Raw genomic sequence first — 12,661 nt, 5'->3', positions numbered from 1 at the left:
ACTGTCCCTGGTGTTTTACTATCTTGTCGGCTTACGTCTTGTCGGCTTACGTCTTGTCGGCTTACGCTGCGCTAAGCCGACCTACGCCGACCTACGCCGACCGGCGATGGATTACTCGCTCGGCGTGGTTTCCTTGAACTTGCCGTAGCTCAGCAGTTTTTCATGGCGCGCGGCCAGCAAGTCCTTGGTTTTCATGCCCTGGAACTGGCGCAGGGTGTCGGCCAGTGCGCGTTTCAGCAAGGTGGCCATCTGTTTCGGATCGCGGTGGGCGCCGCCCAGCGGTTCGTTGATGATCTTGTCGATCAGGCCCATGGCTTTCAGGCGGTGCGCCGTCAGGCCCAGCGCTTCGGCCGCGTCGGAGGCGCGCTCGGCGCTCTTCCACAGGATCGAGGCACAGCCTTCCGGCGAAATCACGGCGTAGGTCGAGTATTGCAGCATCAGCACGGCATCGCCCACGGCGATGGCCAGCGCACCGCCGGAACCGCCTTCACCGATGATGGTGGCGATCAGCGGCACTTTGAGTTCCGCCATCACGTACAGGTTGTGGCCGATGGCTTCCGACTGGCCGCGCTCTTCCGCGTCGATGCCGGGGAAGGCGCCCGGCGTGTCGACGAAGGTGAAGATGGGCAAGTTGAACTTTTCCGCCACTTTCATCAGGCGCATGGCCTTGCGGTAGCCTTCCGGTTTCGGCATGCCGAAATTGCGCATGGCGCGCTCTTTCGTGTCGCGGCCCTTCTGGTGGCCGATGACCATGCACGGCTGGCCGTTGAAGCGGGCCAAGCCGCCGACGACGGACAGATCGTCCGCGTAGCTGCGGTCGCCATGCAATTCGTGGAAATCAGTAAAGATTTCATTCACGTAATCCATGGTGTAGGGGCGCTGCGGGTGGCGCGCGATCTGCGCCACTTGCCAAGGCGTCAGCTTGGCGTAGATATCTTTGGTCAGCTGCTGGCTCTTCTTGGCCAGGCGGTCGATCTCTTCCGAGATGTCGACGGCCGAATCGTCTTGCACAAAGCGCAACTCTTCGATCTTGGAATCGAGTTCCGCGATCGGCTGTTCAAAATTGAGGAAAGTCGTTTTAGTCATTGTACCTCCAGGTTTTACCGGCCACGGCGCCAGGGCGCGCGGCGTCATCTATGTTTATTTTACCGTACCGGCTGGTGCGCCGGGGGCTGTATCGGATGCGGCAGGGGCGGCTGCAGGGTCGAGACTGCGCCACAAATACCACGTCGCCACGGTGCGCCACGGTTCCCAATTGGCGGAAACCTCGCGCGCATCGCTGCGGGAAACTGGTTCGCCGGAGAAATAATTGACGCTGATGCCCTGGATCAAACCGGGGTCGTCGAGCGGCAAGACATTCGGCCGGAGCAGATTAAATATCAGAAACATCTCGGCTGTCCAGCGGCCGATGCCGCGGATCTGTACCAGTTCGGCGATGACGGCTTCGTCATCCATCTGGTCCCACTGGCTCGCGTGCACGCGTTTGGCCTTGAAATGGTCGGCCAGGTCGAGGATGTATTCGGTCTTGCGTTTGGACAAGCCGCAGGCGGACAGCTGCTCGGCGCCCGCCTTCAACACTTGCGAGGGCGTGCATTTCGGGCAAGCCAGCAACAGCTTTTTCCAGGCGGCATCCGCTGCCTTGGGCGTGATCTGCTGCCCCACCAGCGAACGGGCCAGGGTGGTAAACGGGTCGCTATGGCCGACCAGGTGCAGGTCGCCAAATTGCGGGATAAGCTTTTTCATGATGCGGTCGCGCTTCATCAGCTCGATCTTCGCCTCTTCCCAGTAGTGCGGCACCTGGATCACTTGCGCCAATTCCGTCACCTTGGGCGCTTCCCCGTTTTCCCTGGACGTTGGCATCATGCGCGGCGCCAGTTGGTCGAGCCGTCAGGCTTGTCTTCAAGAATGATGCCCGCCGCCAGCAGCTCGGCACGGATCTTGTCGGACTGGGCAAAGTCGCGCGCCTTTTTCGCCGCACTGCGCGCCGCGATGGCCGCTTCGATGCCGGCCGCCTCGTCCTGCCCACCGGCGGCAGCGCCGACGGTCGCCTGCAGGAATTGCTGCGGCGTACGCTCGAGCAAGCCAAATACGCCTGCCAGGCCCTTCAATTGACGCGCCAGCGCTGGCGACTTGCTCTTGTTAACTTCCGTTGCCAGGTCGAACAGGGCGGCCACGGCCAGCGGCGTGTTGAAATCGTCGTCCATGGCTTCGCGCACGCGCACGGCATGCGATTCGCTCCAGTCGATGGCGCCCTCTTCCACCGCCACGTCGGCCAGCGCCGTGTACAAGCGGGTCAGGGACAGACGCGCGTCATCGAGATGCACGTCCGAGTAATTCAGGGGGCTGCGGTAGTGCGCGCGCAGGATGAAGAAGCGGATCACTTCGGCATCGAACTTTTGCAGCACTTCGCGGATGGTGAAGAAGTTGCCGAGCGACTTGGACATTTTTTCATTATCCAGGCGCACGAAACCGTTATGTATCCAGTAATTCACGCTGGTATGGCCGAACGCGCCTTCGGATTGGGCGATCTCGTTTTCGTGGTGCGGGAATTGCAAATCCGCGCCGCCGCCATGGATATCGAACTGTTCACCGAGCAAGGCGCAGGACATGGCCGAGCACTCGATATGCCAGCCCGGACGGCCCTTGCCCCACTTCGAATCCCATTTCACTTCTTCCGGCTCGGATTCCTTCGACGACTTCCACAGCACGAAGTCGAGCGGATCGCGCTTGCCCGTGTTCACGTCGACGCGCTCGCCCGCGCGCAGGTCGTCGAGCGACTTGCCCGACAGCTTGCCGTAGTGGGGGAAGTTGCGCACGGCGTAATTGACGTCGCCATCCGCGCCCTGGTAAGCCAGATCCTTGGCTTCCAGCTGTTCGATCAGGCGCAGCATCTGCGGCACGTATTCGGTGGCACGCGGCGTGTGGTCGGGCGTCAGGATGCCCAGCGCGGCCGTGTCTTCATCCATGTACTGGGTGAAACGCGTCGTCAGCTGGGAAATCGTCTCGCCGTTTTCCACGGCGCGGCGGATGATCTTGTCGTCGATGTCCGTAATGTTGCGCACATAGGTGACATCGAAACCGGACGCCTTCAGCCACCGGTAGATGACATCGAACGCCATCATCATGCGCGCATGGCCGATATGGCAATAATCGTAGATGGTCATGCCGCAAACGTACATGCGTACCTTGCCTGCTTCCATCGGGACGAATACCTGCTTTTCGCGAGCCAGGGTGTTGTAAATCTTTAGATTGCTCATCGTGCTTTGCAAGTGGAGCGGCCGCCAGCCTGGCAAAACGACAGACAGGCGCGGACACCAGGGGTGCCGCGCCACTGAACTGCCGTGTGCGCCGAGACTGTACGACCCGCTATATTGTTGTTCTTGTTTGTTAGAATTAGGGCGTTAGCGGTCAAGTATAACATTGATAAAAACCATACTGGCCCGATATGAATCAGGTTTTTACGATGTTCAACCGAAACTCACTTCTTTTGGCAACAACGCAAGTTTAAAGAAAAATAACGATCAAGGACGCCTTCATGCAAGAAATCAAATCGAAACGCCTGTCTTTCCTGGCCCGCTTTTGCACCCTGTTTGCCGGCCTGACCCTGGGCAGCGCCGTCGTGGCAGCCGCTCCGGCGACCGCTCTCGACCCAACGCCGCACGTGGCCCTGAAAACCAGCATGGGCGAGATCGTGCTGGAACTGGACCAGGAAAAAGCACCGAAAAGCGTGGCCAACTTCCTGCAGTACGTCAACAGCGGTTATTACAAGGGCACCGTGTTTCACCGCGTCATCGACGGCTTCATGATACAGGGCGGCGGCTTCGACAAGAACATGAAACAGAAAGCCACCAAGGCGCCGATCAAGAATGAAGCGCAAAACGGCTTGCAAAACGTCACCTACAGCATCGCTATGGCGCGCACGGGCGACCCGCATTCGGCCACCGCGCAATTCTTCATCAACGTCAACGACAATGGCGCGCTCGACTACCCTGGCCGCGACGGCTTCGGCTACACGGTGTTCGGCAAAGTCGTCAGCGGTATGGACGTGGTCGACAAGATCAAGGCCGTGCCGGTGGCCGACAAGGGCCCGCACCAGAACGTGCCGGTCACCCCCGTGGTGATCGAATCGGCGACTTTACTCAAGTCCGCGCCCGCAAAACTGTAAAATAGCGTTTTTGCGGCGCCGGCCTGGCTGGCGCCACTGAATCAATTATTCATCCAATTTATTAAGGATTATCATGACCTCCGTCATCATCACCACCAATCTGGGCAAGATCACCGCTGAACTGGACGCCGAGAAAGCGCCGAAAACGGTTGCCAACTTCCTGGCCTACATGAAAGCCGGTCACTACGACAACACGATTTTCCACCGCGTCATTGACGGCTTCATGATCCAGGGTGGCGGTTTCGAGCCAGGCATGAAACAAAAGCCTGCCGACACCACCGTGGAAAACGAAGCCAAGAACGGCCTGAAAAACGATACCTACACGCTGGCCATGGCCCGCACGTCGGATCCGCATTCGGCATCGGCCCAGTTCTTCATCAACATCAAGAACAACAGCTTCCTCGACTATCCAGGCCAAGACGGCTGGGGCTACGCCGTATTCGGTAAAGTCACCGAAGGCAAGGAAGTCGTCGACGCCATCCGCGCTGTAAAAACCTCGCGCGCCGGCATGTTCGCCGATGTGCCAGTCACCGATGTCATCATCGAAAAGGTCGAAGCCGCTTAATCAGGCTCGGGCATCATGAATAACAGGCATTGCAGCGTTTGCGCCTCTCCATGCACTTCACTTTTTGGGAGCGTTGAACGATGACAATGCCTGCCGCACTCTTTATTTCCGACCTGCATCTGCAGAGCTCGCACCCGCGCACCAGTGCGGCGTTTCTTTCTTTCCTGGAACACCATGCGCAATATGCGCAGGCGCTGTATCTATTAGGCGACCTGTTCGAATACTGGGCCGGCGACGATGATCTGGAAGACCCGTTCAATGCGCGCATGACGGCCGCCATCCGCGCCGTCAGCGATGCGGGCGTGCATGTCTACTGGATCGCCGGCAACCGCGACTTCCTCGTCGGCTCCGGCTTTGCCGCCGCCGCCGGCGCCACCCTGCTCAGCGAACCGCACGTGGCCACGATTGCCGGCCAGCGCATCGTCTTGCTGCACGGCGACGCCGAATGCACGAAAGACGTCCAATACATGGAGTTTCGCGCCATGGTACGCCAGCCCGCCTGGCAAAAACAGTTCCTCTCCATGCCGCTGGCGCAGCGCAAGGCCATCATCGACGGTTTGCGTCAGAGCAGTCGCGAGCATAATGGCGAAAAATCCATGGACATCATGGATGTCACGCCCGATGCTGTCGCGCAAGTATTTGCCGAACACGCGAGCACCGTCATGATCCACGGCCACACGCACCGCCCTGCCCTGCATAAAGTCGACGCTACCTTGCGCTATGTCTTGCCCGACTGGGAATGCGACGTGACGCCGCCGCAACAGCCGCGCGGCGGCTGGATCGCCATCGATGCGCGCGGCAACATCACGCGCCACGACCTGAACGGCGACATCATCGACTAGGCTTGCGCCGACTGCCGCACGGGCGTTTGTCCGATAGCCGCGCCCGCCTGGCCCTGCTGTAATGGCGCCATGCACACTGTTTACATCGGCACGGCCGGCTGGAGCCTGTCCAGCGCCGCCGCCAGCCACTTCCCCCTCGATGGCAGCCATTTGCAGCGCTATGCCCAGGTCTTGCCCTGCGTGGAAATCAACAGCTCGTTCTACCGACCGCACCAGAGCGCCACTTACGCGCGCTGGGCCGACAGCGTGCCCGCCCATTTCCGTTTCAGCGTGAAATTGCCACGCAGCATCACGCACGAGCGGCGCTTGCGCGACTGTGCAGCCGAACTGGAACGCTTTGCGGGAGAAGTCATGCAACTGGGGAATAAACTGGGCTGCGTGCTGGTGCAGCTGCCGCCCAGCCTGCGTTTCGAGGCGGACGTGGCCGCCGCATTTTTCCATGCCCTGCGCCAGCGCTTCGACGGCATGCTCGCGTGCGAAGCGCGCCATCCCAGCTGGTTCGAGGCAGGCGCAACCGAGCTGTTAACGATGCAGCGCATCACGCGCGTGCGCGCCGATCCGCCTGCGGGACAGCCGGGGCCGCACATACCGACGACCAGCGTGGCCTACCTGCGCCTGCACGGCAGCCCGAAAATATATTATTCCGACTACCGGGCCGACTACCTCACGGCGCTGGCCGCTGAATTGCACACACCAGCGCATGCGGACAGCTGGTGCATCTTCGACAATACGGCGGCCGGGGCCGCCCTGTTCAATGCGCTGGATTTGCAAGCGCGGCTGACGGATGCGCCAGCCACGTCTGCGCATCGCTCCATTTAAGGCAACGGCATCTGGATGATGGCGCGGGCGGTATAACCATACAAGGTTCCGTTGCCAAAAGCCAGGACCTCCACGATGGGATTTCCCCATGCCATTTGCGGTGAGGAAATGACCCCGGTCGTATCGATCTTGCGTACGCCATCCTGGCCGCTCACATACAGGTTGTCGGCCTGATCAATGATCAAACTGGGAAAGCCGGAAAATGACAGGCTGCCCACGCCAGGCGCACCATCGGCATTTTTAATCGAGTACAAGGTGCCGGCAAACACGCTCACGGCGCCGGAACGATTTACCTTGAATATTACTTGATGATAGTAGTCATCAAAATACATATCCCCCTTGCTATCAAATACCATGCTGTAAGGAAAAATGCTTGGCAAGCCGGGATTACTATCAGCAATGTCACTCAAGAGCGCCTCAAAGGACACAAACAAGGAAAATACGCCACCGGGCGGACGACGATGAATCCCATTGCCGCCAGATACCGTCCACGTGACATAGCCATCCTTGTCAACCGCCAAGGCATACTGCTGAACGCTGACGCTGGTATGCGGCAATTGCTCGATGGTGGACATGATCCCATCACCAGTGATCTTGCGCAAATTAAGCGCATAGGAATTCGGCGCCCTGTCCGCAAAATACACGGCCCCATCCGCGCCGCAAGCGATCGCCGCAGGGTTCTGCATGGTCGCGCTGAGCCGCGGGCCGTCATCGCTGCCGGCGCGACCGGCAATCCCCGCATAGACCTCGAGCTTGCCAGTTGGCGCCAGCCGGCGCAGCACCTTGTTGGCTGCATCGAGCAGATAAGTATTCCCGCTGGGGTCGCTGCACATGGCCGATGCCTTAAGAGTACCCACGCGGGCCACAGCGCCCACGCCGTCCACCTGCCCGGCATCACCCGGCATGGCAGGCACAGTCGAAATCCTGTTCGCGGCATCTACCCGGCTCAAGCGCTGCAGGGTGAAATCATAGACCAGCATACTGCCTGAATCTTCGAGCAATATGTGCGTTAAGTTTTTCCACTCGACATATTTTCCCGTCGCGTCAGGCACGTGCCGCCCTACCACTGTCGTCACTTCACCATCGGGCGTCATGCGGCGGATAGATTCGCGGTCGGCCAGCAACAAATTGCCGCTGCGCTCGAACACCATGCCCCGCACGCGCGTGAAACTGGCATCAGTACCCTTGCCGTCATAGCCTGACGTTATTGGACTTCCCGCGACCGAGGTCGCCACGCCATTGGCAAGGCGATAGACCTTGTTGCCTCTACCATTACTCAAGTAAATGACACCGTTGGCATCAACTGCCATATGGCCCACCGACTCGCCAATCATTTTATTGATGGAACTGACCACGCCGTCTGGCGTCACTCGGCGAATCTGAGCCGGCCCGTCATCGACGAGCAGCAAATCTCCATTTCGGTCCATTGCCATGCTGGTGATCAATCCAAACTGGGCTTGCCCCCCCGTCCCATCAACATACCCGGGTATGCCGTCCGGCCCGGCCTGTGTCGCGCTGCAATTGGCGCGTCGCTGCCCAGCCAAGGTACTGACCACCCCGTCGGGCGTAATTTTTCGCACCAGTCCATTGCAGTTATCGGCCACATACAAGTTCCCCTTGCCATCGATCGCCAGCAGCGCGAGACTGCCCCCCAAGTAAAAAGTCGCGCTGGCGGCAGGCCCGTCAGCGGCACCAGACTTGCCGGGTATGCCAGCATGGATACTGAGACGACCGTCAGGGGCGAGCTTGTGGATCACGTGTGCGGACGCATCGGCGATGTAATAATTGCCCGCGCCATCCCGCACCATGCCATCGACACGCTGGATCTGTTCCTGCACGCCCGCCAACAAGATGGGCAGGCAACGCACGGCCAGGGTGCTGACATCCGCGCTGCCCATGGTCGCCGCGCCTTGCGCGATGCTGCAGCCCAGACCAGCGGAAGCGCTGTCGACCTTGCCTTGATACGCCGTGCCCGCCGCCAGCTTGCCGGCAAAGCTGAAGGGACCGTTGGCCGTGACGGTCAGCTTTTCCGTGCCGTTCGCCAGCACGACGCTGGCCCCAGGCAGCAAGCCGCTGACCGTGCCGCCCAGCAGATAGCGCGGCGTTTCGACCGGCGCCACCGGTGTCGGAGGCGTGGACGTGCCGCCGCCGGAACCGCCGCCACAGGCGCTCAACAGCGCCAACAGTGCGGCGCCGCAGCCGGCACGCCTGAACAAGTTCTGTACTTCTCCAAAGCAATTTATCATTTCTGCTTTCATGGTTGTGGCGACATGCGCGCCAAAAGTTATCAAGTAAGATTTTTAAACACGCAACATTATAGTTTCCTTATGGATAGAAAAACATGAGTATCTTGACATTTGAATTTTCACTGTTATAGTTAACTACAACACCAACTCAATACATCACGGAGCTTCGATGCCTACAGCACTTTTTATGCGCCGCACCGCCCCGCCCTTATCGGAGCGCATCCCATGAGCGCGGAATGGAACGACAATAGCCCCATCTACCGCCAGCTCAAGGCCAGGGTGGTGGGCATGATGCTCGATGGCGTGCTGCAGTCCGGCGACGCCTTGCCCTCGGTGCGCCAGGTGGCGGCCGATTATCAATTGAATCCCATCACGGTTTCGCGCGCCTACCAGGAACTGGTCGACGATGCCCTGGTAGAAAAACGCAGAGGACTCGGTATGTATGTCTTGGAAGGCGCCCGCGACAAATTGCTGGCTAGTGAACGCGAGCGCTTCCTGCGCGAGGAATGGCCAGCCTTGCTGGAACACATCACCCGCCTGGGCCTGGACCTCGATCAACTGCTGCAAGCGAGCCGCGATGCCGGCGCACACGGAGAGAACGCATGAATGCATTGAACAAGGACAGCGTCATCAGCGCGCGCGGCCTGCGCAAGCAGTATGGCAAGCAGGTGGCCATAGACGGCATCAGCTTCGATATCGCGCCGGGGCGCATCGTCGGCTTGATCGGCCCTAACGGTTCCGGCAAGACCACCACCCTGAAAGCCATCCTGGGCCTGACGGGCTTCGATGGCGACTTGTCGGTGCTGGGGCGCGATCCCCGCGTGCAGCGCGATGCGCTGATGGAAGACGTGTGCTTCATCGCCGACGTGGCCATCCTGCCAAGCTGGCTGCGCGTCGCAGATGCCATCGATTTCGTTGCTGGCGTGCATCCACGTTTCGACCGCAGCAAGGCCGAACGCTACCTGGCCCACACCAAGCTGTCGCCGAAGATGAAGGTCAAGGCCATGTCGAAGGGCATGGTGGTGCAGCTGCACCTGGCGCTCGTGATGGCCATCGATGCCAAACTGCTGGTGCTCGACGAGCCGACCCTGGGCCTGGACATCCTGTACCGCAAGCAGTTCTACCAGAACTTGCTGGAAGACTATTTCGATGAAAACAAGACCATCGTCATCACCACGCACCAGATCGAGGAAGTGGAACATATCCTCAGCGACCTGATGTTCATTCGCGACGGCAAGATCGTACTGGCGTCCAGCATGGAAGAAGTGGGCGAGCGCTACATCGAGGTGATGGTGGGCCCGCAGCACGTCAATCCGGCGCGCGCCCTGCAGCCGATCAGCGAACGCAGCGTGTTCGGCAAGTCGGTGATGCTGTTCGACGGCGTCGCCCGCACCCAGCTGGCCGCACTCGGCGAAGTGCGCACGCCCAGCCTGGCTGACCTGTTTGTCGCGACCATGAAAGGATCGTACCAATGAGTATTTCCCCTGTAAACAAGATGCAATGGCTGCTCCGGCGTGAGTTGTGGGAACACAAGGGCATGCTGCTGTGGACGCCTGCCCTGATCGGTGTCGTCATGACGGTGCTGGGCGCCCTGATGGCGGCCGCGACCGTCGCAAAGACCAAAATGCACACGGCGCTCATCGTCAATGGCGAGGAAATTTCCTGGAGCACCGTTTTCAATACGCGCACCTTCGGCCCGCGCCGCACGGAAATCATCGACGCCGTCGCCAATAACTATACGTATGCGGCCGCGCCGCTGTTCCTGGCACTGGGTTTCCTGGTGTTCTTCTATTGCCTGAGCGCCCTGCATGACGACCGCCGCGACCGCAGCGTGCTGTTCTGGAAATCGCTGCCCATCTCGGATGCGCAGACGGTGCTGTCGAAAGCGGCCATCGCCCTGCTGGTCGCGCCGCTGATCGTGGCCGCTGCCGCCAGCCTGACGTCGCTGGCCCTGATCCTGATCCTCAGCGGCGTGCTGGCGGTCAACGGCATCCACGTGTTTGCCGAACTGCTGGGCTCTTCCGGCCTCTACCTGGGACCGCTGCGCGTGTTCGGCTTGCTGCCCGTGTATTGCCTGTGGGCCTTGCCGACGGTGGGCTGGCTGCTGATGGTATCGAGCTGGGCCAAGTCGAAAGTCTTCCTGTGGGCCGTCGGCGTACCGCTGCTGCTGCTTATCCTGACAGTCTGGGCCGGCAAGCTGACGCAGACGGAAAGCGATGTCAGCTGGATACAGATGAATGTCATCGGACGCGCCCTGCTGGGCACTCTTCCCGGCAGCTGGTATCTGTTCGAACCGGAACTGCTGCCACGCATGCACGCCCTGGCAGAGGGAGGATCGCACATGACGCGCATCGATGTGTTCAGCAATTCCTGGTCCAGCCTGGCCTTGCCAGCCGTCTGGCTGGGCGCAGCGGCAGGCGCGGCCCTGATTTACGCCGCCATCCGCCTGCGAAGCTGGCGCGAGGAAGGCTGACAGCGCACCACCGCATCCCCGTAAAAAACGCCCCGCCCGCCGGGGCGTTTTCATTTTTCCCTGTTACGCCGCCGAAAATAATCACTATCGTGCTGATAGTGATTATTAACAAATCCCCTCGAAAAATAAAGACTATTCATTCGATAGCATTAATTAGATATAAAAATTACAAATAATTATTCCTATCGTATTTTATTACCAATCAAATTTGATAATCACCGGACAAAAAAGCAACAACTAGCAAATCGATAGCGAGACGATTTTTGAGATGAAAGGCGCAGAAATGCTGGCGCATGGCAGCAGATTCATCCGGAAAGCCCAGTTTCGTGACAATACGTGATTATTCACTTGCGCAAAGCTTGACAGAATAGAGTCATGGAAAATGATCAAAATGAAATTGAAAGTTTCAAAATTGAAATTACCATCAGAGTGAGGACAGGCGCGAACATCCTGTAAATATGCCATCCTGCCAGTGTGTATCGTAAAGCAAGCCAGTTACAGGCGAAGCAAAATACGAGAAATAAGCGCCATGCAAAACAAATGCAAAATTAGTATTTTTAATATCAAGGATCAAGCGCTCTTTTACGCCAGCGATTTTTTTCCAATTATGTTTTACTTGCCACTATCAACATCGGCAACACCAGAGTTCGACCACGGCCCAAGCCACGCCGGAGTAACCAAGGAAACGAAATACATTATTGATTTTTTAATATCTTAAAAAATTGAACGAATATCCAACCTCTTCCGGAGACTTTAAAATGGCCACCACCCAAAATCCAGCACAAGTTCCCGTCAATGCCGAAGGCCTTGGCGCCAAGGTCGCGACACCCGCAAAAAAAGTCGCCAACCCGAAAAACGGCGACCGCAAGCAGTATGACGAAGATGAACTGGTGCAAGGGGCCGATGCCAGCCAAAGCATGCCGCCTGAAAATGTCGTCGAAGTCACGGGAAGCGCCGATACGGGCAATGCCGGCGCCCTGGGCGCGGCCGCCGCTGTAGCGGCAGCCGCCGCGGCAGCCGGTGGCGGTGGCAGCGGCGCCGCAGCAGGCCAGGCCGGCAACGGCAGCGCCGATCTCGGCACGCCGCAAAGCGACAACAATGGTGGCGCGGCAGGCGCGGGGGCTGGCGCCGCCGGGATCCCCAGCGGCAGTGTCGTGGATGTCGCCGGGGCGTCGGCTGGCGCGGGCGCGGGTGCCGGCGCGGCAGGCGGATTGGGCGGACTTGGCGTGCTGGGCGCGCTCGGCGGACTTGGCCTGGTTGCCGCCGCGGCAGGCGGTGGCGGCGGAGGCGGCGCCGCAGCTGGCGGCTCCGGTACGGGTGGCACGGGGACAGGAGGTACCGGCACTGGCGGTACGGGCACGGGCGGCACGGGCACCGGTGGCACAGGCACGGGTGGCACGGGAACTGGCGGCACGGGCGGCACCGGAGGAACGGGCGGCTCGACCGGAGGCCAGGGCGGCACGGGAAATCAATCCACCACCACCGTCGTGACCGACGCGGCCGTGCTGGCCGCCGCCGCCGCAGCGGCCGCCGCCAGCAACGCCCTGGCCG

The 12,661-nt window shown here is 59.8% G+C and carries 12 protein-coding genes; 8 read left to right on the top strand and 4 right to left on the bottom strand.

Going from position 1 to position 12,661, the window contains the following annotated elements; genetic code table 11:
• Positions 1-111: 111 nt before the first annotated feature.
• From JAB1_RS04800 to cysS, 3 genes are read right to left on the bottom strand one after another with little or no spacing between them, the layout of a single operon-like run.
• Complete coding sequence (locus JAB1_RS04800; protein WP_034784047.1) at positions 112-1,086, bottom strand: acetyl-CoA carboxylase carboxyltransferase subunit alpha; 975 nt, start codon at positions 1,084-1,086, stop codon at positions 112-114.
• 54 nt (positions 1,087-1,140) lie between these two features.
• Positions 1,141-1,860 carry a DNA-3-methyladenine glycosylase gene (locus JAB1_RS04795; RefSeq protein WP_070279786.1) on the bottom strand — a complete coding sequence of 240 codons (720 nt, stop codon included), beginning with the start codon at positions 1,858-1,860 and terminating at the stop codon, positions 1,141-1,143.
• Positions 1,860-3,257 (bottom strand): cysteine--tRNA ligase, encoded by a 1,398-nt coding sequence (cysS, locus tag JAB1_RS04790; RefSeq protein ID WP_070279024.1) that lies wholly within the window; start codon positions 3,255-3,257, stop codon positions 1,860-1,862. The genes JAB1_RS04795 and cysS overlap by 1 nt, the downstream gene beginning before the upstream one ends.
• Before the next feature lie 278 nt (positions 3,258-3,535).
• Between cysS and JAB1_RS04785 the strand changes: the two genes are divergently transcribed.
• The 4 genes from JAB1_RS04785 (at position 3,536) to JAB1_RS04770 (ending at position 6,391) form a co-directional block, all read left to right on the top strand.
• A complete protein-coding gene (locus tag JAB1_RS04785) occupies positions 3,536-4,165 on the top strand; it encodes a peptidylprolyl isomerase (protein ID WP_174718096.1) in 630 nt (209 codons plus the stop codon).
• Positions 4,166-4,238: 73 nt separating this feature from the next.
• Positions 4,239-4,730: a peptidylprolyl isomerase gene (locus tag JAB1_RS04780; RefSeq protein WP_034756945.1), complete on the top strand. Its 492-nt coding sequence runs from the start codon at positions 4,239-4,241 to the stop codon at positions 4,728-4,730.
• An 86-nt stretch (positions 4,731-4,816) separates the two neighbouring features.
• Positions 4,817-5,572 (top strand): UDP-2,3-diacylglucosamine diphosphatase, encoded by a 756-nt coding sequence (locus JAB1_RS04775; RefSeq protein ID WP_070279023.1) that lies wholly within the window; start codon positions 4,817-4,819, stop codon positions 5,570-5,572.
• A gap of 69 nt (positions 5,573-5,641) precedes the next feature.
• Positions 5,642-6,391: a DUF72 domain-containing protein gene (locus tag JAB1_RS04770; RefSeq protein WP_070279022.1), complete on the top strand. Its 750-nt coding sequence runs from the start codon at positions 5,642-5,644 to the stop codon at positions 6,389-6,391.
• Here the strand turns inward: JAB1_RS04770 and JAB1_RS04765 are convergent.
• Complete coding sequence (locus JAB1_RS04765) at positions 6,388-8,649, bottom strand: hypothetical protein (RefSeq protein WP_139144431.1); 2,262 nt, start codon at positions 8,647-8,649, stop codon at positions 6,388-6,390. The genes JAB1_RS04770 and JAB1_RS04765 overlap by 4 nt on opposite strands.
• 213 nt (positions 8,650-8,862) lie before the next feature.
• Here JAB1_RS04765 and JAB1_RS04760 point away from each other — a divergent pair, with 213 nt between their 5' ends.
• The 4 genes from JAB1_RS04760 to JAB1_RS04745 all read left to right on the top strand — a co-directional run.
• Positions 8,863-9,243, top strand: a complete 381-nt coding sequence (locus tag JAB1_RS04760) for a GntR family transcriptional regulator (RefSeq protein ID WP_034784016.1) — start codon at positions 8,863-8,865, stop codon at positions 9,241-9,243.
• Complete coding sequence (locus JAB1_RS04755; protein WP_070279020.1) at positions 9,240-10,112, top strand: ABC transporter ATP-binding protein; 873 nt, start codon at positions 9,240-9,242, stop codon at positions 10,110-10,112. The genes JAB1_RS04760 and JAB1_RS04755 overlap by 4 nt, the downstream gene beginning before the upstream one ends.
• Positions 10,109-11,110: a hypothetical protein gene (locus JAB1_RS04750; RefSeq protein ID WP_070279019.1), complete on the top strand. Its 1,002-nt coding sequence runs from the start codon at positions 10,109-10,111 to the stop codon at positions 11,108-11,110. The genes JAB1_RS04755 and JAB1_RS04750 overlap by 4 nt, the downstream gene beginning before the upstream one ends.
• A 758-nt stretch (positions 11,111-11,868) precedes the next feature.
• Positions 11,869-12,661 (top strand): hypothetical protein (locus JAB1_RS04745; RefSeq protein ID WP_217494264.1); only part of this gene is annotated, 793 nt, incomplete at its 3' end.

The sequence above is a fragment of the Janthinobacterium sp. MP5059B genome, from assembly GCF_001758645.1.
In the GTDB taxonomy this organism is placed as follows: Bacteria; Pseudomonadota; Gammaproteobacteria; order Burkholderiales; family Burkholderiaceae_D; genus Janthinobacterium; species Janthinobacterium lividum.
This window is presented reverse-complemented; position numbering and strand designations above follow the sequence as displayed.